This is a genomic window from Vibrio phycocola (assembly GCF_053850235.1).
Genome location: NZ_JBSQDJ010000002.1, coordinates 581851 through 602094 on the forward strand (window position 1 = coordinate 581851; position 20244 = coordinate 602094).

The following is a 20244-nucleotide window of genomic DNA, read 5'->3' on the forward strand; positions in this document are numbered from 1 at the left end:
ATACTACAGTGTTTTCTTTATAATAAGTGAGACGTTATTGCCACCAAACGCAAAGGAATTTGATAATACCACTTTTGGCTCAACGATGAGTTCTTCTTCAACAAGTTGAATTTGTGGAATATTTATATCCACCTTTCGTTGTGAAGGCCATTGTTTGGGTAACGGTTCGTCGGGATGTCTAAGAATTAAACAACCAATAGCGATCTCCACAGCACCAGCGGCGCCTAAACAGTGCCCAGTTAAAGCTTTAGTAGAACTAACGGGGATCGACGTTGAAAATAGATCTGAGATTGCTTTACTTTCCATCGCATCATTTTGTTGAGTTGAAGTGCCATGGGCATTGATATAGTCCACCTGCTCTGTCGAACATTGCGCATTAGCTAGTGCTTGTTGCATTGAATCGTACGCACCAGATCCACAAGGTAGTGGGCTCGAAAGGTGATGAGCGTCAGACGATTCTCCATAACCAGCAAGTTCAATGTCACTCTTATCAGCGGTTAAAATAAATAATGCGCCGCCCTCACCAACATTGATCCCTTTTCGATCTGGGTCAAATGGCCTGCAAGGCTCGCTAGAAACTTGTTCAATAGAATCAAAGCCATTTACGGTAAGATGGCACAAAGTATCAACACCACCACAGATAACAGCGTCGCATATTCCACTTTGAATCAATTTCGCAGCACTAATGAACGCTCTCGAAGATGAAGTGCATGCGGTAGATACCGAATAAATCGGGCCCGTTGCTCCTGCTAATGAGGCGACAACTTGAGAAACATCGCCCATCTCTTGATGCTGATAAGTATAATCTTGTGGAAACTCCCCAGTTCTAACTTTTTCAGCAATCTGTTGTTCTGTTTTTTCGATACCTGATGTACTTGAACCAATGACCACGCCAATTCGATGTGACGCATAACGCTGGCGAAGTTTTGTCAAACTCGGTTCGAGTTCACTGCATAAAAAACTCGCTAACTGGTTATTGCGATTGTTAACAATTGATGCATCATTAACATCATCGAGTTCGTGAGTAATCGTCGCAACATAGGCTTCTCTTCCTGAATACAACACTTCTTTCCAAGGCTTTAGACCTGGGGCGAGACCAGTACGCATGTTATGTAAAATAGTATTGCTTTCGTAGCCGATGGCACAACTCACAGCCATATCTTCAATATAGACATGTTTACTCATACCTAGATTCCCACTGCAGTGTTGTTAATTGGTAGCCAATATTTGCATCGTGATGGTAGACATCAATGATTCCATTTTGATTACGGTGGTCTTTATATTTTATCGTCATGGTTTGGTTTTGGTCACCGCCTACAAATTGGCGAACTTCTCCATCACGAACTAATACCCAATCTTTTGATGTTAGTAATGGCTTTAAAGACGTCGAAGGCCAAAGTGCGAGCATAATATCTTGTATGATTCGTTGCGCATCGATTCCTTTCGCTTCAATCGGCAGCTTAGAGTCGAGGTCTAACACCTCACCGTTCCAAGAAAGCGTAAAAGCTGGCAGCGAGAATCCGGTCAATGCTACCAATGTAACACCGCTAGGATTCACTTCTAGAATCATTCGCAAGCGATGTTGTTGACCGTCATATTCGACGTCCATTAGTTGCTGAGTTATTAGCTCTCCATGATATGATTCAGGACTCAGCAGTACTAGCTTGTCTTCAGTTGTGGTATCCGATGACAGTGTCTGATTAAAGGTCGATTGAGATGAAGAACATCCGGCAAGACCTAACAAAAGACCAACCAATATACTGCTAACTATTCTATTCTTCATTGGAACTCCTAGTGACAAGAACCATGGGTGCAACCAGCCAGCAAGATAGAATTCCAATCCCAATCGTCATACCAAAACTGGAGATCGCATAGTTGCTCGACAACGCCATTAAACCAAAAGAGAGTAACGAGCTAATCCCCGCAATAAATACCGCCAAAATAGTATGTTCTGCTTCGCCATGACAAAGCAAAAATACACAGTAATCGATCCCAATACCAAAAATCAAAAAAAGGCCGAGTACATTAAAAAGCGTAATTGGTAACCCTAACGCAGCCGGCAACGTCGCGGCGAGTACGACGGCTAATATGGGAGGAAGGATAAGCCTTAATAGGTTTTTACGCCCAAAATATCCAAAAATAAAAATGATCACCAAACCAATGGCAACGCCCAACAATTTGGTTACGTGCTCACGATATTCACCCAATAGATTGCCGATATCATCAACATAATTAAGGTAGAACTGATTCTCGCTCAATACATCAGAATCAATATTTGCTTTGAGCCCGTCGAGCATAGTTAATGAAAAGAATCCACCTTCTGGTAATTCACCGATCAACCGAGGCATACCTGCTTGGTCATTAAGCTTATCGAGCGGAACAAACGGCATCAGTTGTGGAACTTGATTCATTCCCGCTCGCGTAGCTAAGTAAGCTCCTTGTTGATCAAGCAGCGCCTTATAAAGGTTCCAATTTTCAGTTTGACGTTTTATTGAAGGAACCCATTGTGTTGATGACGTGTACCCAGTCAGTGTTCCTTGATCGATAAGAATATTCAAATTCGCAGTTAAACGTTCTTCATCTTGTGCGATTTGTTGTAAGTCGTCACCAATCGTTATGATCCAATCTGAACCGCTTTTCGAACCAAACAATTGTTTGATATAGGCTTCCTCTTGAACAAGCTGTTGCTCTGGAGACTGCAAAATTCGAACATCATCATTCGAATAACCACGGAACATGGCAACCACGGCAATCACGGCACATAACGCGACAACAGCCCCGATATATTTCGGTTTAAAATACTGTGTAACGAAACGCGTTAATTGATGAGCAACGATAATTGCACGGTTAGAGTGTTTAACTTGGCCAAACGCCGGATAAAATAGCAAAACAGTGGCAAGAGCCCCCATCAAACCAAATGCGGAAAATACAGCCAATTGATTCAATATCGGAAGATTGGCAAAAAACAAACAGCCATATGCAATTATCGAACTCACCATTCCGACAATTAAAGCAGGCCTAAGTTTTCTTCCTACCTCGGCGCTATGGGTATGATCGGAACAACATACCTGATAGCTAAGATAATGAAACGCGTAATCGAACGCCAGACCAATCAAACTACTTCCCATCACCAAGGCGAAGGCATGAACTTGACCAAAGCAGGCTAATGTCGCCGCAAGTCCCAATAAAACACCACTGCCCAGAGACAAGATAGTCATACCCAACGGTTTAAACTGAGCAAATAACCACAACACTACGGCGATGATCAACAACAATGCACCGCCGCCTATTATTGAAATTTCAGCTTGAGCCGATGTCATGGCACTAACTGAATAAAACCCTGCTCCCGTTCGGTAGATGTTGAATTCTTGGTTCGCAATAACACCTTCAGAACCCTCTAAGCTAATCTCAGTACTAAAAGTTTGGTGTTTAGCTGTTTTAAGTTCCAAGATAAATTGATTCAACTGAGATATGTCTTCTATCGCCTCGCTACTGTAAGCACTCTCCACCAAGGACAGTTGAAGCATTATTTGTGTTTTATTATTCAGATGCGCAATCAACATCCCATCTTGATATTCAAATGAGGATTCACCGACCAGTTCTAAAAGATAGCGTTCAAAGGTCTGCCACGGGTCACTAAGAAAACTCTGGCCATTAATCGCTGCGGGTGAATAAAGGCGCCGTAATGCATTCTGGCTAAGTTGATCAGACTGACCTTGAGCAATTATCGCCCTATCTTGCTCTGTGATAAGTTGCTGGCGGTGTGAGAACAGTTCAGAGAGGTAACTTACGCGTTGAGTGCTATCGATAAACTCAATCGTGGGAAATGTTTCAATTCTTGTGATTAGCGCTTGGGAGGTTTGCCGAGCTTCACTATCGCTGTTCGCTTCAACAACCACTATCAAATCACGTTCAAACACTTTAGTAGCATGGTTAAGTGCGATATCCAAAGCGGGTGTTTTGGTCTCACTGGCAAACATATCAAACACGCTGGTTTGAACTGTATTACTACCTTGCAGCTTAATAGCACAAAATAGAAGCGCAACGATAAGAATAATGAACCAACTTCTACGCGCTACAACGTCACGCATTACTCTATGCTCCGCAACCATTTTGCTATATCAGAGACTTCCGATGAAGAGGTCAATTCAATATTGGTTGAGTCACCTGAAACCTCTAGTAATCTAACACTATTTAGCTCGCTGTCTTTACCTGATAGCGTGATTAATTCAAAAATACTGTCCAGTGGAGTACTCTTTGGTTTTAGGGTAAGTGACCATTCAGCATCGTCAGTTGTAAGTATGTCGCTATCATTAACCGCAACATCGAATTGATTCTGCAGATTTGTCACATTCCCCGTCATTAGGCCCGAGAAAATATCCGTCATCAAGCTAACAACATTTGTTGGGACATTTTGAAGCTTGAGCCCATCACCAGATTTGGTATACAGCTGCTGATTTTTGACCACTAAGAGATCATCAAAAGGTTGATTTTGCTGCCACACAATTCCGTTATTTGTTTCTAATTCGCCTGCTTCGATAAAGTACTCACCAGAGGAGAGTAATTTCTGACTTAGACCAGAGATGTTCTTTTCTTGCAAAAACGTGCCCATTTGTTGAGGCTGACTGCTTACCATCGAAATGATACTCGTTAGCTCGGGGGGCATCTCCTCATCTTTGTCTGCTAAGGATTCAAATGACGAAAAAGCAAATAGAGAGACCAATAAGTACGGTATCAATCGAGACATGCAGCGACCTTATCTAATAAACACTGAGGTGATGCATAGAGCATTTCATTGGTGGTCATATTGACTGCGCATTGAATGGTATGGGCTTTTACACAGGTTTTTTGAGTCGTGTGATTAAACACAACAAAATTAATTTTTAACCTATTTTCCCATTCCGATAACGTGGCAGTAACTTCGAGCTTGTCGGCGTGGCGCGCGGGAGAAGTAAACTTCATCCTCGTGTCGACAACAGGATACGATAAGCCGTTACTCTCCATATATTCGTAGGTGAACTGGAGTTTCTCCAATAATGCTCGACGAGCTTCTTCCAAATAATGGTAATAGTTACCGTGCCACACCACCTGCATTGGGTCGCAATCTTGAAAGGCCACCGTCACATACGCATTTGCACTAATCATTTAAATACCCAGTAAATTCTCGTTTAGCGATGACCGAGAGACACTCGCGAAGTTCCGCCTCCAAAGGACGATCGCCTTCGAGCAGTGACGATATTTCTCGTACTTCTTTCATTGTTGTCGTAACTGCGCTGCTGAGTTCTGTATCGCTGAGTTGCTGTGCCTTCACTCTTAATTCAACCCCTTGAACCGAAGCAAACAAACACGCTGAGACCACTTGCTCGGTTAATTCTAACACTCGACGGCAATCTCGCGATGCGATGGTTCCCATACTCACTTTGTCTTGATTGTGGCTCTCGGTCGAACGAGAGAAAACCGACGCTGGCATCGTATTTTTCAGAGCTTCAGCCGTCCACGCAGATACACCGATCTGTACCGCTTTAAAACCATGGCTTATCGGTAAAATATCATCTGCAGCACCGGTTAAGTTATAAGGTAATCCATTGTTAAATTTATAGTCGCACAGTTGTGCCAATTGTCTATCCAAGAGATCAGCGACATTGGCAACCGCCGTTTTTAAACTGTCCATTGCCATAGCAATATGACCACCATAAAAATGGCCACCATGGAGTACGGTTTCATTCTCGCCGTCGATGATTGGATTGTCATTAGCCGAGTTTAATTCGGTTTCGATTAACTGCCGAGTCCACGTTAACGTGTCTTCTAGAACACCGATCACATGAGGAGCACAACGTAACGAATAACGGTCCTGAAGACGATCGGAATTACGAGGTGGCAGCTCTGATGCAAGATCTCCACGTAATCGACTGGCGCACTTAACTTGTCCTGGGTGAGGTTTTACAGCGTGAAGACGCTCATCATAATGAAAGGCATTTCCCTGCATAGCAAGTGTAGTCATTGCAGTAATTCGCGTCGCCATTTCCGACACGTAACTCGCACGTTGCCAATTTAAACAAGCAATTGCGGTCATTACCGCCGTGCCATTCATAAGCGCAAGCCCTTCTTTAGGGCGAAGCGTTATTGCGTCCATTCCTGTCTTCTCGAGCGCGTCTTTTGCATCGATAACACTTCCGTTATACGTCACTTCACGCTCACCAATAAGTGCAGCCGCAACGTACGATAAAGGTGTTAAATCGCCAGAAGCTCCCACTGAACCTTCTTCAGGGATTTGAGGCAATATATCGTGAGTCAGTAAATGAGTCAGTCCTGAGAGCAACTCTCGAGAGACACCAGACTTACCAATCGCTAGTGATGCTAGACGCGCAGCAACAATTGCTCTGGTCTCTTCGGCATTAAAGTAATCACCTAAGCCACAACCGTGAAAACGAGTTAATTGCAAAGGTAACGATTGAACTAAATGCTGTGGAATTTGGACGGTACAACTATCACCGTACCCTGTCGTGACACCGTATATATCGCCATCTTCGGATAGCAAACGTTCTAAAAACGCGACAGAATTATCGATCATTCCCAAATAAGATGATTCATTGTTAAGAGCAACATTTGCTTTGCCATGAGCGATGGCATTAATCGCTTCGATTGTTATGAACTGAGAACCGAAAACCACTGACTCTATATTACTCATTATCTAACTTCCAAAAATCATAAAAATTAAACCACTGTAAGGGATAACGTAGCGCATAGCGCTCTAAGATAGACGCATACATCGCGACATTCGTTTGCAATCCCTGCTCTCGTTTACCTCTTACTAGAGGCTGGAATGGTAGTGGCTCTAGGTGTACTTCAATTTTGCCGCTAAAACAGAACCCAAACATAGCGTATGTTGGATGCTTTAAAATAGAGGCCAGTATAAAGGGCCCTAATGGGAATGGAGCTTGTTTACCCATAAAATCACTCCAAACCACTCGCTTATTTTTGGTAACAGGCGTGCGGTCACCAACGATAACAACCCATTCTCCCGCATTAAGTTTTTGCTCAAGTAGAATGGCAGTATCAGGCCCTAAGTCGGTCACTTGAATCAAGTTTAAGCTGCTGTCTTTGTTTACTGATTCCATCACCGAATTGAATTTCTCAGCGTGTTGGGTAAATACAATCGCGTTCATTTTTAGGCCGGTATAACGTTCGCTGAGTGCGCGACAAGCTTCTAAGTTGCCTAAATGACTTCCCAAGATAAGGCAACCGGTATCACTTTTAATCGCTTCTTCAAAACAGCTTTCGTTGTGCACCACAACATCATCGACACTGTATTGCCCCATCCACGCTGCGAGCTTATCTAGCATCGCTTCACCGAAGTTAAAAAGATGTCGGTAGCTACTGGCGATGGGTGCGTTATTGCGTTTCGCCACTTCTAATTGAAACTGTTTTGACGCGTTACGTGATTTATGATCGGTTAAGTAGTAATACAAGATCACCGGATAGAGTAGACTTTTAAACAATGAACGACCAAAGACCTTGTAACTCCAGAGTAAGGCTTTCATCCCTAATATGGAGCCATTTTCCTTTTTACGAGACCAATGAACATTGCGCTTCCAATTACGTTTAAGCAATTGTGGTGAGCGAATGAACATTTCAGTTATGAGCCGCGTATGAAGCCAACTGATTCGCAAATTATCTTTAAGCCCTGAGAAATGACTGATCCCATTTTCTGGGTAGTGTACGTTTACAGGGAGGTATTCAATATCAACACCTTGCCAATAAAGTCGGACGAGAATTTCCGTATCAAAATCCATCCGAGTACCGAGCTGTTTACGAGAAAATAGTGCACAACACATTTCGATAGGATAAGCACGAAAACCAATCATCGAATCTTTAATCTCAAACGAAAGTGTCGATATCCAAACTGAAACATGAGTTGCGTAGCGGCCATATAATCGAGCTTTAGGAACGGAATCACCATATATTGGAGCACCAGAGACCAATTTATCTGGTGAGCGCTGTGAGATTTTCAATAATTCAGGAATGGCTTTTAAATCATGCTGTCCATCGGCATCCACTTGTATCGCATGACTAAAACCAAGAGTTTGCAAGTGCTTAATGCCAGCCATAACGGCCCCACCTTTGCCAGAGTTCTCCGGTAAATGCAGTGGGGAAACAGACTCAAATTTCGAAGCTAAATCATCGATGATGTTTGATGTATTTGCGTCACTTCCATCATTAACAATCAAAATTGGCAACGCGGTCTCTTGCAGCGAATTAATTACTTCTATTAATGCTTGGCCGTGATTGTAGCAAGGGATGAGAATCGCATACTTCATCTTAGCTTTACCTTGCCCTTGGAATAAATGCTATCGCGATCAAAATAACTGAACTGTAATTTATTCTTCTCTCGTTCCCATTTAAGCTCTAGCTGTAATGCGGTTGAAGGTGAGATTGGTTTTTGATATTTCACGACCTCCATACCAGAGAACTCAAAGGGAGCTTCAAAATAGTGTGCGGCAAAATACAATGCCCAATCAAGTTGAGCGACCCCCGGTAAAATTGGGAAACCATCAAAATGACCTGAAAAATATTCAAGTTCAGGTTGAATCGAGATCGATAACACCACTCTATCGTGAGTTATTTCGACATTTTGTACAAACGGTAACTGCCTAACCATGTGACTGAAATAGTTCCAAAAGTTGTTGATTATCTATTTTACCCTGAGTATTACGAGGGATGCTATCAATTATCCGAATACGTCGAGGCAATGCTACCGATTCTGTATCTTGTGATAGATGACGCCTAATTTTTTTCCACCAGTCGCTATTTGACATATCATCAATTTTCTTGCCAACGTTTGACAAGGTTATAACAAGATTGACGGTTTGGCGGTGTCTATTTTGCATTGTAATCACCACCGCTGATTCGATTTCGGGTAGCATTTCAACAGAACGTTCAATCGCGGTAAGAGAGACGCGTTTTTCCGCAAGTTTGACCACCCTATCCTGGCGACCAAGTAAGCGAAAGTGAGTTTCATCTATCGAAGAAACTGAATCATCTGTAACGTACTCGCCTGGCTCATCAATAAATGGGGATACGATTTTGAGCCGTTCAGAGTCCTGTCGATAGCTGATTCCTGGCAGAAGCTCCCAATCTTGCTCAAGTGAGGCTTGACGGCGCCAAGCAACCCCTCCTGTTTCAGAGCTGCCAAATATTTCAATGGGTAAAAAGCCCGATAGAGCTAGAGTCTCTTGGCTCGTTTTATATTGCAGCGGGCCGCCTGAGCTAAACACAATTCCTGCGGAAAACTCTGCCCCTTCCGAAACCAAGTGCTCTAGCATTACTGGGCTCGCAATTAATGCAGTAGTTGGTGAGGTTAATCTAGAAAGAACATCTGCATTGGTGATAAGTTGACGTTGAAAGATTCTTCCCGATAGCAATGGCCACACAATTCGAAATAGAAAGCCATAGATGTGAAAATGTGAAACGCTGCCGACTACATGAGTGACGTCAGTTATCGTTCCAAACAGGTCATCTAAGACTCCAGCTTCTCGTTCAAGTACTGCAAGTGACTTGGTTATTTTCTTTGGGAATCCGGTAGACCCCGATGTATAGAGATCGACCTTACATGCTGCCGCATCAACTTGTATTGGGCGCCTTGACTCAGTGATATTACTAAGCATTCTGGAGTCTACTAAGATATCAGGGGAAACAGAGGCGTCATCAGAAATAAGAACCGCGTCTCTTTGATACTGCTTCAGAGTGAGCGTCGCTTGGTTATGAGGAAAAATAGCGGTTTTGCCTAATTGCTGTGCTGCGAGCATAGCAACGAGGTGTGACCATGGTTCGCGACAAGCAATAACAAAATATTGATCAGTAAAGTCCCGGCATAATTGGACAACACAGTTAACTTCATTTTTCAAATCAGCAATGCACTTATTACCGTTTGAATCGTACGCTAAGATTGTCGTGTCTCGATCAGAAAAAAGCAGTTGGTGTAAATTAGACAGCATAATTACTTCTCTAAAACCCGTTTTCTATATATCCATTCGCCCGAAATAAAACTACCAATAAGAACATAACTAATCCCGCCATTGTACAGAGCCCATATTTCAAAACTTAATTGAGTCGTGATAAGAGCAATGCACCCATTTACTGCGAAAAAAACCACCCATAGTTTAGTCAGGTTTCGTGTATATATAAGACCCGCCTCATCCAAAGTCGTCGTTATTTGTGCCACTTTTGTAATTATGGGCTGTCCATAAAACAGTGAAAGAAAAAACGTAATCAACAGGGAGATATTTATTCCGACAGGATAATAAAGCGTCCCTCTAACATCTTCACTAATCAACGTAAACGCTAAAACCAATATCCCGATGATTGGAGGCAAAATTTCATTTGCACGTGTCGATTTCTTGTAAACCTGAATGGTAAGTTTTACACACAATAAAGATATCATCATCCAAGCAACGCCAATCACGTTGCCTGAAGTGACTCCCCAATAAATGAGTACCGGATAGCAAACTGTAACGATGACTATCAGTATTGTGAGAAGTCGGACCAAAAAATTATGCTTCCGATTTATCGATGAGTTTCATTACGACATTAACGATATCATCCACTGTTCGAACAGATTTAAACTCTTCTGGCTTAATCTTAATATCAGTCTGTCTTTGCAAGTGAACGATTAAATCAACAGCATCAATACTATCAAGATCCAAATCATCAACGATATGAGCATCTCGCGTAATGCTGTTAGGTTCTAATTCAAATAACTCAACCATTGCGTCTTTAATCAATTCGAATACTTTTAACTCTTCCATGCTCGATTACTCCACTATTGATGATTGTTGTTCGATCAATTCACATAGTGAGGCTACCGAACGGAAGTATTCTCGAGCTTTGGTATCATCAGCGTTGATGACCACGCCAAATTCCTGCTTTATTGCAAGTCCAAGTTCCAATGCATCAATTGAATCTAAATTTAATCCGTCGTCATCGCCAAATAAAGGTTCGTTTGAATCAATATCATCGAGGGACAAATCTTCAAGGTTTAGTGTTGTTATAATAAGTTGTTTAATTTTGTTTTCTAGAGATTCCAACTGTGAATTCCTCAATATTTAATGACTCGTGAATACTGCTCGGTTCTAGTGCCGCTTCAAAGTAACGAGTAAGACGCCTCGCTGCGATTGGGGTTGACCTAGAACTCTCAATTAGTGTCGTTACCGACTCCACGTCCATAACTTGAACTTTTACTTCTGGTTGTTCGGAAGGCACATTGTACCAAGATATTCCTTTATAAAGAATTGCTGGATGAGTATGAATTAGAATACGTTGAATATCTGCTTCACATCTAACCGCTAATTGCGCCGCACCACGCTGACACCGAATCTGCTCGCCGGGAACGGTCCTAGTGCCTTCAGGAAAAACAAGCAACTTCCGTCCAGAGGATAATTTCTCATGACAAATATCTAAAATATCAGGGGATTCATTGGGAATATAACCCGCCATTTGAATTACATGGCGCATAAACGGGTTTTCCCACAATGATGACTTAACAATGCAATCACATTGACGCAGTTGCGAAATGATAATCACAACATCAATTAATGTTGGGTGATTTGCAACAACGAGCGCACCTTGCTCTGGGTTTAGGCGATGTTTGTCGAATATTTCGACCGACACGATTCGAAGCGAAGACAACATCAAAACAAACAGTTCAAAGCAACATGAAATCATAAACTGACATATATCTTGTCTTTTTAATTTATCGCGATAACAGATAAATATTAGCGGAAAGACCAAGTACGACAACATCAGCCCACCAATGCCGAACATTAAAAATGAAAATCCAAACCCTATTTGTCTAAGACGCTTTGCGATCACTGTCAGTTCGTGTCCATATTAAATTTAGTGACGTTGATGTTAATTGAAACTCATTCGATGTGGATAATCGGTTAATCATATTAAAGATGTTAGCTCTATTATCACATTCAGTGGAAGATACTCTCGTATTTTCAGTGTCCACATCAACAATATACTGATTTCCTACTCTTAATTTAATTGCTAATGATAGCTCACAATCATCACTAATATAGGGAGCTATCTCGTCAGGGACACATTCATCAGCATAAATGACACATACTTCATCTGTAGGATTAATTTTGAGATGTGTTATCGCTTCGACTAATGCCATTACAAATGTATTTTGTTCTGCTGAAATTGTTGTAAATGGGATATTTTTCTTATTGGAGATTGTTAACAAACCGGGAGCGGTACTGTGAACCGACTGAGCAAATTGAGTTGGAGATAATTCCTGCCCTGAAGCGATTGAATGTAAAAGCTTATAAGTGCGGCTCAATTCGCCGTGTCGCGTTGCAAACACCATGAAATTAGTATTACTAGACACAATAAAATCTGAAAACGAAAGGACTTTCTTTGTTAGTGTACTGCTGCGGCGAAGAATCGACTTAGGTACGTTTGGAGACGAATTACACAAAGAAATATTCTCACTAAGCGAATCAAACGAATCGAGATTTCCACTAACGCATATTTTAATATCTATTTTCATTATTTACGTAGTACATGCTGTTTTACAAACAATTGAGTGAATCCTATAACACTATATTTAATATGGCAAAGTAAAAGTATAGCTCATTCTATAGAGTCTAATTTTCACGATACCATAGCGATATCCGGATAATTCTCATTGCTTTTTATATGAATAATTAAAACCTATATTTTGAGGCTTGCACTTCATTATAAATTTAAATAGGCTAGCAACACTTTGATTAACTGAATAATAATTCGATGAAATTTTATAGCACCGACACCCTATCTGCCGTTGAAGCAAAAGAAGAAGCTCAAAGGCTCGCTTTTGCTCCAATCGCATTCCAAGCTTCCAAATCACTGCGAGACTTAGGTATCTTGAATATTTTATCTAAGTTCAAATCACAAGGTGCAACGGTTGATGAGTTATCTGAACAACTGACAATCAGTCGCTATGGGGTTGCTGTGTTATTGGACATGGGGCTATCGGTCAAGTTAGTCACCAAAAATCAGGATCGTTATATCATTACTAAGCTTGGGCATTTTGTGAATCATGATGAGATGACCAAAGTAAACATGAACTTTGTGTCTGACGTGTGTTATCAAGGAATGGCGCAGCTTACTGAGTCCATATTAGAAAACCGCCCTGCTGGCCTCGAAGCGTTAGGTGAATGGTCGACCATCTATGAAGGCTTATCGAGCTTAAGCGATCAGGAAAAACGCAGTTGGTTTGATTTTGACCACTATTATTCTGACCGAAGCTTTCCTACGATTTTGAATACCGTTTTTAGTGGTAATGGACAAACCATTTGTGACATCGGCGCAAATACTGGGAAATGGACGCTTAAATGCTGCGAATTCAATCCTAACGTTACTGTTACCATGGTTGATTTACCACAGCAAATTGCCGTCGCACAGAAAAATGTAGAGCAACATGGCTTTTCTGAGCGTGTCACCGCTCATCCTTGCAATTTACTCAACATCGATACCACGCTACCCCAAAATAAAGATATTTATTGGATGAGCCAGTTTCTTGATTGCTTCAGCCAACCCGAAATTGTCAGTATTTTAAGTCGGGTTGTTGAAGCAATGAATCAAGAATCTGACGTCTATATTATGGAGCTGTTTCCAGACCGACAAGAATTTGAATCCGCTAGCTACTCCCTAAATGGCACAAGTCTATATTTTACCGCTCTAGCCAATGGTAATAGTCGCTTTTACATGAGTGACGACTTTTTACCACTCATCGAAAAAGCAGGACTACAAATAATTTCAGTCACCGATAACATTGGCCTAGGCCATTCGTTAATTCATTGTCGTAAACAATAACTAACGCGTGAGATCAACCGATGAGGCTATCTACCCCGAAGATACTACTATTGACACTGACGGGGATGTCGTCTGCTTATAGCTACGCATCAGAATTAATGCTCGGTGGCGGTCTCGGGCCTCAATTCGGCACCAATGATTGGAATAAAACACTTTATCTCGATGCAATACTGTACGATCACATTCGAAGTGAGAGACAAATTTTAAGCTTAGGTTCCAGTATTACTTACATGGGCACTGATAGTCAGGAGGGTGAAGAGTCGTTAGTCGCGTTTTCTATTTTTCCAGAGCTCAAGCTATTTAAAACGCTTGCAGGAAAAGAAGCCTTCTTTCATGTTCGAGCATTAGGACCGAGCTACTTAAGTACAAAACAATTCGGCGAACGAAAACAAGCTTCTCATTTTGCTTTTCAGGCTCAGGTGGGTGGCGGAGTTTATCTTGACTCGCAGCGAAAATATCAGGTTCGTTTTCAATATCGCCACTTTAGCAACGCCAATCTAAAGCAACCGAATGATGGTATCGATGTGCCGTTTACGCTTGCATTTGGTTTTAAGTTTTAGTTAAACACCCTTTTCAAATGTTGAGTTTTGCCTAGCGCATACGGAGATTAGGTGCTCTTCACCATACTTCATCACTTCAAATAGAGTATTGCCCTTGTCATCAATCATAACTCTCTTATTTCCATTTGATTGATTTTCATAGAAATTTATACTCTTCAATGGAACTGAGATGCCAATCCCTAACGCTTTGAGATACGCTTCTTTTAATGTCCAAAGTTCATAAAAATACGCTTTTCGAGCATGAAGTTTTTTGGTGTTTAAACGGTTATTTTCATCATTGGAGAAATATTGCGATGCGATACTTTCAAAGTCAGTCGTACGGGTAATATTCTCAACATCGATCCCGACGTCTAAGCGATCACTAACCGCGCATACAAGCAAACCTTTTGTATGGCTGAGATTAAAATGTGGGGTGCGCTCAGGAGTGGATAAATAAGGTTTTCCATTACTCTCTTTGCTAAAGACCAGTTGTCCTGCCGCAAGTGAGCAATATCGAGACAGTACGTGACGCACAAATACCCGCGTGAAGAGATATTCACGACGTTTTTGTTCTCGTTTGATAGCCTCGAACTTTCGTTGCTCATCGGCAGAAAGGAGGTGAAAAAATTGGCTTTTAAATAACCCGAAGTCTAATATTTCGTCGGGTCTGAATAACCAAACATCAACGCCTTCTATATTCGTTAAACACCACTGTTTAATCGCGTTCATGGTACTGTTTGTCTAATGAAGTAGATAAGAATTGTTAAACTTCACTATATCATAGATATATACAGCAGTGATTCACTTACCAATTTACTTACCCATACTAGACTCAAACTGAGTACGATACAGACTGAGTATGAACGGCGCTGATACAAACGAATCACTAACACCGTTCAACCCCACAATCATCTTATCAACGAAAACGCTTCCATATATAGTAGGCTCCCACTACAGCAGCAACTAACATAAAGCCTCCATATACTTCTTCTGGATGAGAATGAGCACCATGCCCCGTATGAGCAAATGCGAGTTCTGGCAAAGTAATAAGTAATGCTAATAGTCGTTTTTTCATCGTAAGTGATTTCCTTTATTGTTTAAATCAAAGTGTTGGTTTACACAGTGAGACGGCGAGTTGTCCTAAGGCTAATCCGCCATCGCCACATGAATAATATTGATGTTGTAGAATTTGGATATGATTCTTCAGTCGCTGAGTAAGCAGTTTTGTAAGCAACGCATTATGAAAAACACCACCGGTTAATACCACGTGATTAACTTTATGCTCTTGTTGGGCTTCGAGCACTAGTGTCGCAAATGCATCAGCAAGAGCGTGGTGAAACAGAAAAGCTTTTTGTGCTGTTGTTGCTTCGACTAACAACCAGTTAGTCCAAAATGTCGACAAATCCAAATGATGATCGTTGATCGGAATTGCAAATTCATCGTCACACAACGTTTGCTCTTGAAGTGCCAGCGCTTCTAGCTGACTAGCAGCCTGCCCTTCATATTCAATCTCATCAAAACAAATACCTAGTGATGCGGAGACAGCATCAAATAGACGTCCAGTTGATGACACCACATGTGTATTAATCTGGTTCTGCATAGCTCGTTCAAGCAGGTCTAGTGGTTTGTTAGGAAAAATACCCGCTAATTCTTTGCGACTTATTTGTGACGAAAAGGCTTTTAGGTGACCAAAATATGAGCGCCAAGGTTGCTTAGCCGCGTTATCACCACCAACCAAAGCGATCGGTGGCAGCCCACCCAATCGTTTGCAGCTGCTATAGTCTGCGATAAATAACTCGCCGCCCCACCATTCTCCGTTTTCTCCCATCCCTAGGCCATCTAGTGCAAGAGCAAGTACTTTTCCTTGATTTGGTCGCCACTGGTTTTCTATCAGACAACTCGCAATATGTGCGTGGTGGTGCTGAACCTGAATGACGTTAGAGTCTGAAGCCTTAGCTTGAGCCAGTTGGTGAGTGAAATATCCAGGATGCTGATCAATAACATGGGCTTTAATACGTAATTGATACAGCGAGAGGTAGTCGGCGATGGTCTTTTTGTACTGTTGCTGGGTTTCAATATTGGCGAGGTCACCTAAATACTGACTCACGACGATTTGACGCCCCTTGCCAACCGCGAACGCACTCTTAAGATCACCACCATAGGCAAGATATCCATCGGCATCTGGGAAGCCGTGAGGAAAGTTGATCACGTCTGGAACCAAGCCACGTGAGCGACGTAATACTTCGATCGTTGAGTCAGGTTTTACTCGAACGACCGAATCATCGCAACGCTGAATGATATCGCGGTCATGCAGCACCAAATAATCAACAAACGGTGATAAGTCTCTTAACGCATCCTGATTATCGATCGCCGGAGGAAGCCCACTTCCATTAGCCGACGTCATCACCAAAGGTCTATTGAAATGATCAGCTAACAGATGTTGTATTGGGTTTGACGGCAACATTAAGCCAATTTCGGCTAAATTTGGGGCGATGTTTTGCGCTAAATCTGTGTTGGTTTTCTTGCTAACCAAGACGATCGGTGCGACCGGACTTGCCAGCATCTCTCCCTCGTCATTAGTACAATTTGCTACCTCGGCGGTTGCACTCAGAGTCGGCACCATCACCGCAAAGGGTTTTGCTGGTCTATGTTTACGTTGGCGTAATAGTTGAACTGCATGAGCGTTGGTCGCATCACAACAAAGATGAAAACCGCCTACCGATTTGAGCGCAATAATCTGACCGTTGGTTAATGCCTCGATAGCAATATCCAACCAATTAATATCAAGCAACTCCTTTTTGGAATTATAAACCGTAACTTGTGGGCCACATTGATGACACGCTATCGGCTGTGCATGGTAACGTCGGTCAGTTGGGTTGGTGTATTCCGTCGAGCAATCTGAGCACAGTGGAAACGTCGACATCACTGTGTTTGCTCTATCGTAAGGGAATGCCTTCACGATGGTAAAACGAGGGCCACAATGAGTGCAATTTATTAACGGATAGTGACTACGACGATCTTGATGTTTGAGCAGTTCTTCGACACACGCGGGACAAGTCGCCGCATCCGGTACAATCTGCGTATCCATAACTGTAGATTGGGATGTTGAAATAACAAAGCGACAGGGTAACGTCCGCCAATCAAACGAACTTGATGTTAGGGACTCGATTCGAGCAAGAGGCGGCAGCTTAGAGATCAATGCCCTTTCGAATTCGCGCCATTTTATTGAAGATGAGGTCGTTGAGCTCTGCAAACTCGATAACCGAATGAGAACCCCTTCTCCATCATTGATAACGTCGCCATGTAAATTCATCGCGTTAGCAAGCTGCCATACGTAGGGACGAAACCCGACGCCTTGCACTTTACCTTTAACTCGAATCGCAATGCCGTTACTCATAAAATCAACTCAACAAATCCGAGGCATTGGCTCTGTTGACGGAAGATCAATCCACCGGCTGCCACCAAATAAATTGCGCATGGTTATCTGCTTTGAGTCGTTCACTTCGCCAATAATTGCGGCCTGTTGACCTCCAGAAAGTGCTCGTAATTTATCTAACGCATGGTCGGTATCGTGCTCTGAAACAATCACGATAAGCTTTCCTTCATTAGCAAAATTAATCGCTTCCAACCCAAGGAGTTCACATATTCCACGAACTTCGGTATTAATAGGTAACGCTGATTCATCGAGCTCAAAGCCACAACCTGAGCTTGATGCAAACTCATGTAATACCGCATTTACACCACCACGAGTTGCATCTCGTAAACAACGAATGCCAGATATAGGAAGAAGTGCTTCAACCAATGGATACAGATTCTGGCAATCACTTTGCAACAAACCATCTAGACCTAAATTTTCTCTAAGATTTAAAATAGTGGCGCCATGGTCACCAATACAACCCGATACAATAATGCGATCGCCAGATTGAATATTGGATGTTCCCCAATCAATCTCATTAGGAATAACCCCAAGCCCGCTAGTATTAATAAACAGTTTATCCGCAGCGCCTTTCGCAACGACTTTTGTGTCACCGGTTACGATCTTTATTCCAGCGTCTTTAGCTGCCTCAGCCATAGAACAAACAATAGCTTCAAGCTCTGATATCAGTAGTCCTTCTTCAAGGATAAATGCACTCGACATATACACGGGTTTCGCGCCACTCATCGCAACATCATTCGCAGTTCCATAAATGGCGAGTTTACCGATATCACCACCGGGAAAAACCAATGGGTCAACGACAAATGAGTCGGTCGAAAAAGCTAACTGCCCACCCGAGCTCACCAATTCAGGCAACGAAAGACGCGCTTGATCTTCTTGCTGGCAAAGAGTCGGGTTAGAAAAATGGCGCATAAACACATCATCAATCAATTTCTGCATGGCTTTACCACCGCTACCATGAGCAAGTGTGATTCTATCCATTTGTAACCTCATTAGTACTTGTCGGGGTCATAGTCGGTTGGCGGTGATAATGGTAATAGGCTGCGCACGCGCCTTCGGAGGAAACCATCAGTGCTCCGATCGCATTTTCTGGTACGCATTCTCGGCCAAACAACGAACAATCTGTTGGTTTGCATCTCCCGGACAATACATCACCACAGCGACTTCCTTGTGGATCACTGCTGCATTTTGATTTTGGTTTAAAGAACAATTCAGCATCAAACTGTTGATATTCAGTTGTAAGTTCACTACCGGAATTTTCAATAAAGCCAAGTCCACGCCATTCACTCCGCGCTTTAACCTGATAAACCTCTTCCATCGCCTTAAGTGCGTTACTGTTTCCACCATTTTTAACGACTCTGCCGTACTGATTTTCGATACAACAACGCTTATCGCGGAATTGTTTAATTAACATTAACAGGGCTTGGAGCATATCGAGCGGTTCGAATCCGGTAACAACACACGGCTTTGAAAATTCATCAACTAGTGGTTGATAAGGTTTGGTGCCAATGATCATAGAAAGGTGACCTGGTAACAAAAAGCCATCAATACGCACATCATCTTGGGTCAGTAGCGCATTCAATGTCGGCATGATCGTAATATGTTGGCAGAACAGTTTAAAATTTTGAATCCCACGTTGTTTAGCTTGACGTAATGTCATCGCTGTCGCTGGCATCGTAGTCTCAAACCCTAGCCCAAAAAAGACGACCTGTTTATCGAGGTTCGTCTCAGCCAATTGCAATGCATCCAAAGGCGAATACACCATGCGAATGTCACAGCCACGAGCACGGGCATCAAACAGCGAGCCATTCGAACCCGGCACACGCATCGCGTCGCCAAACGTACATAAAATTGTATTGGGTTGTTCGGCAATCGCGATACATTGATCAAGTCTAGATTTAGGTAACACACATACCGGGCAACCGGGACCGTGAACAAACTCAATACTGCTCGGCAACAGTTGAAGAATTCCATATTTAAATAGTGTGTGAGTGTGTCCGCCACAGACTTCCATAATTTGTAACGGCTTCTTCGCATCTGGAATATCCGCAACAGCTTGTTCAATCTGCTTAATTATTGCTTTGGCGAGCTTTGGATCTCGGTACTCATCAACATATTCCATTAGCCGTTCTCACTCTGTTGACGTTGACTAAAATCATCGAGTTCGTGATCCAAGGCGCTCATTGCTTCCAACGCTTCTAACGTCTCTTTAGCTTGAGCTTCATCGATAACACACATCGCAAAACCAACATGAACGAGTACCCAGTGATTGATTAAGTTTTCTGGTAAATCTTCAACCACACAAGCCAGGTTTACCTCACGTTTAATCCCACTCACTTCGACATGACCAAGCATTTCAACCGGATCGGTGATCTCAATAATTTTTCCGGGAATTCCTAAGCACATGAC

22 protein-coding genes are annotated in these 20244 nt (G+C 42.4%); 2 read left to right on the forward strand and 20 right to left on the reverse strand.

The window, feature by feature from the left end:
- Window positions 1–3 precede the first annotated feature (3 nt).
- From ACWU4D_RS05895 to ACWU4D_RS05960, 14 genes are all read right to left on the reverse strand, one after another.
- The gene (locus ACWU4D_RS05895) at window positions 4–1185 is read right to left on the reverse strand and encodes a beta-ketoacyl-ACP synthase (protein WP_456050471.1); all 1182 of its coding nucleotides are present in this window, start codon (window positions 1183–1185) and stop codon (window positions 4–6) included.
- Window positions 1178–1783 (reverse strand): DUF3261 domain-containing protein, encoded by a 606-nt coding sequence (locus tag ACWU4D_RS05900; RefSeq protein ID WP_456050472.1) that lies wholly within the window; start codon window positions 1781–1783, stop codon window positions 1178–1180. Before ACWU4D_RS05900 ends, ACWU4D_RS05895 begins: the two co-directional genes overlap by 8 nt.
- Complete coding sequence (locus ACWU4D_RS05905; protein WP_456050473.1) at window positions 1773–4091, reverse strand: MMPL family transporter; 2319 nt, start codon at window positions 4089–4091, stop codon at window positions 1773–1775. Before ACWU4D_RS05905 ends, ACWU4D_RS05900 begins: the two co-directional genes overlap by 11 nt.
- Complete coding sequence (locus ACWU4D_RS05910; RefSeq protein WP_456050474.1) at window positions 4091–4747, reverse strand: LolA family protein; 657 nt, start codon at window positions 4745–4747, stop codon at window positions 4091–4093. The genes ACWU4D_RS05905 and ACWU4D_RS05910 overlap by 1 nt, the downstream gene beginning before the upstream one ends.
- Complete coding sequence (locus ACWU4D_RS05915; RefSeq protein WP_456050475.1) at window positions 4735–5145, reverse strand: acyl-CoA thioesterase; 411 nt, start codon at window positions 5143–5145, stop codon at window positions 4735–4737. The genes ACWU4D_RS05910 and ACWU4D_RS05915 overlap by 13 nt, the downstream gene beginning before the upstream one ends.
- On the reverse strand, window positions 5138–6688 hold the full coding sequence (locus ACWU4D_RS05920) for an HAL/PAL/TAL family ammonia-lyase (protein ID WP_456050476.1): 1551 nt from the start codon (window positions 6686–6688) through the stop codon (window positions 5138–5140). The genes ACWU4D_RS05915 and ACWU4D_RS05920 overlap by 8 nt, the downstream gene beginning before the upstream one ends.
- Window positions 6681–8318, reverse strand: coding sequence for a glycosyltransferase family 2 protein (locus tag ACWU4D_RS05925; protein WP_456050477.1), 1638 nt, complete (start codon window positions 8316–8318; stop codon window positions 6681–6683). The genes ACWU4D_RS05920 and ACWU4D_RS05925 overlap by 8 nt, the downstream gene beginning before the upstream one ends.
- The gene (locus ACWU4D_RS05930) at window positions 8315–8659 is read right to left on the reverse strand and encodes an ApeI family dehydratase (RefSeq protein WP_456050478.1); all 345 of its coding nucleotides are present in this window, start codon (window positions 8657–8659) and stop codon (window positions 8315–8317) included. The genes ACWU4D_RS05925 and ACWU4D_RS05930 overlap by 4 nt, the downstream gene beginning before the upstream one ends.
- A complete protein-coding gene (locus ACWU4D_RS05935; protein ID WP_456050479.1) occupies window positions 8652–9995 on the reverse strand; it encodes an AMP-binding protein in 1344 nt (447 codons plus the stop codon). Before ACWU4D_RS05935 ends, ACWU4D_RS05930 begins: the two co-directional genes overlap by 8 nt.
- A 2-nt stretch (window positions 9996–9997) precedes the next feature.
- Entirely contained in the window at window positions 9998–10462 is a 465-nt protein-coding gene (locus ACWU4D_RS05940; RefSeq protein ID WP_456050480.1) for a hypothetical protein, read from the reverse strand.
- Between the two features lie 88 nt (window positions 10463–10550).
- Window positions 10551–10805: an acyl carrier protein gene (locus ACWU4D_RS05945; RefSeq protein WP_456050481.1), complete on the reverse strand. Its 255-nt coding sequence runs from the start codon at window positions 10803–10805 to the stop codon at window positions 10551–10553.
- Between the two features lie 6 nt (window positions 10806–10811).
- Window positions 10812–11084, reverse strand: a complete 273-nt coding sequence (locus tag ACWU4D_RS05950; RefSeq protein ID WP_456050482.1) for a phosphopantetheine-binding protein — start codon at window positions 11082–11084, stop codon at window positions 10812–10814.
- Window positions 11059–11868 (reverse strand): lysophospholipid acyltransferase family protein, encoded by an 810-nt coding sequence (locus ACWU4D_RS05955; RefSeq protein WP_456050483.1) that lies wholly within the window; start codon window positions 11866–11868, stop codon window positions 11059–11061. Before ACWU4D_RS05955 ends, ACWU4D_RS05950 begins: the two co-directional genes overlap by 26 nt.
- Window positions 11849–12553 carry a beta-ketoacyl synthase chain length factor gene (locus ACWU4D_RS05960; protein WP_456050484.1) on the reverse strand — a complete coding sequence of 235 codons (705 nt, stop codon included), beginning with the start codon at window positions 12551–12553 and terminating at the stop codon, window positions 11849–11851. The genes ACWU4D_RS05955 and ACWU4D_RS05960 overlap by 20 nt, the downstream gene beginning before the upstream one ends.
- A 239-nt stretch (window positions 12554–12792) precedes the next feature.
- Here ACWU4D_RS05960 and ACWU4D_RS05965 point away from each other — a divergent pair, with 239 nt between their 5' ends.
- Together ACWU4D_RS05965 and ACWU4D_RS05970 are read left to right on the forward strand one after the other, a co-directional pair.
- Window positions 12793–13860 carry a methyltransferase gene (locus ACWU4D_RS05965; protein WP_456050485.1) on the forward strand — a complete coding sequence of 356 codons (1068 nt, stop codon included), beginning with the start codon at window positions 12793–12795 and terminating at the stop codon, window positions 13858–13860.
- Window positions 13861–13880: 20 nt separating this feature from the next.
- Entirely contained in the window at window positions 13881–14420 is a 540-nt protein-coding gene (locus tag ACWU4D_RS05970; protein WP_456050486.1) for an acyloxyacyl hydrolase, read from the forward strand.
- Here the strand turns inward: ACWU4D_RS05970 and ACWU4D_RS05975 are convergent, their stop codons facing one another.
- The 6 genes from ACWU4D_RS05975 to hypC form a co-directional block, all read right to left on the reverse strand.
- Window positions 14421–15128, reverse strand: a complete 708-nt coding sequence (locus tag ACWU4D_RS05975) for a 4'-phosphopantetheinyl transferase family protein (protein ID WP_456050487.1) — start codon at window positions 15126–15128, stop codon at window positions 14421–14423. It lies immediately after the preceding gene.
- Window positions 15129–15315: 187 nt separating this feature from the next.
- Entirely contained in the window at window positions 15316–15474 is a 159-nt protein-coding gene (locus tag ACWU4D_RS05980) for a hypothetical protein (RefSeq protein WP_456050488.1), read from the reverse strand.
- A 27-nt stretch (window positions 15475–15501) separates the two neighbouring features.
- Window positions 15502–17796, reverse strand: coding sequence for a carbamoyltransferase HypF (gene hypF, locus ACWU4D_RS05985; protein WP_456050489.1), 2295 nt, complete (start codon window positions 17794–17796; stop codon window positions 15502–15504).
- A gap of 9 nt (window positions 17797–17805) precedes the next feature.
- Window positions 17806–18816 (reverse strand): hydrogenase expression/formation protein HypE, encoded by a 1011-nt coding sequence (gene hypE / locus ACWU4D_RS05990; protein ID WP_456050490.1) that lies wholly within the window; start codon window positions 18814–18816, stop codon window positions 17806–17808.
- The gene (gene hypD / locus ACWU4D_RS05995) at window positions 18809–19957 is read right to left on the reverse strand and encodes a hydrogenase formation protein HypD (protein ID WP_456050491.1); all 1149 of its coding nucleotides are present in this window, start codon (window positions 19955–19957) and stop codon (window positions 18809–18811) included. The genes hypE and hypD overlap by 8 nt, the downstream gene beginning before the upstream one ends.
- Window positions 19957–20241, reverse strand: coding sequence for a HypC/HybG/HupF family hydrogenase formation chaperone (hypC, locus tag ACWU4D_RS06000; RefSeq protein WP_456050492.1), 285 nt, complete (start codon window positions 20239–20241; stop codon window positions 19957–19959). The genes hypD and hypC overlap by 1 nt, the downstream gene beginning before the upstream one ends.
- Between the last annotated feature and the right edge of the window lie 3 nt (window positions 20242–20244).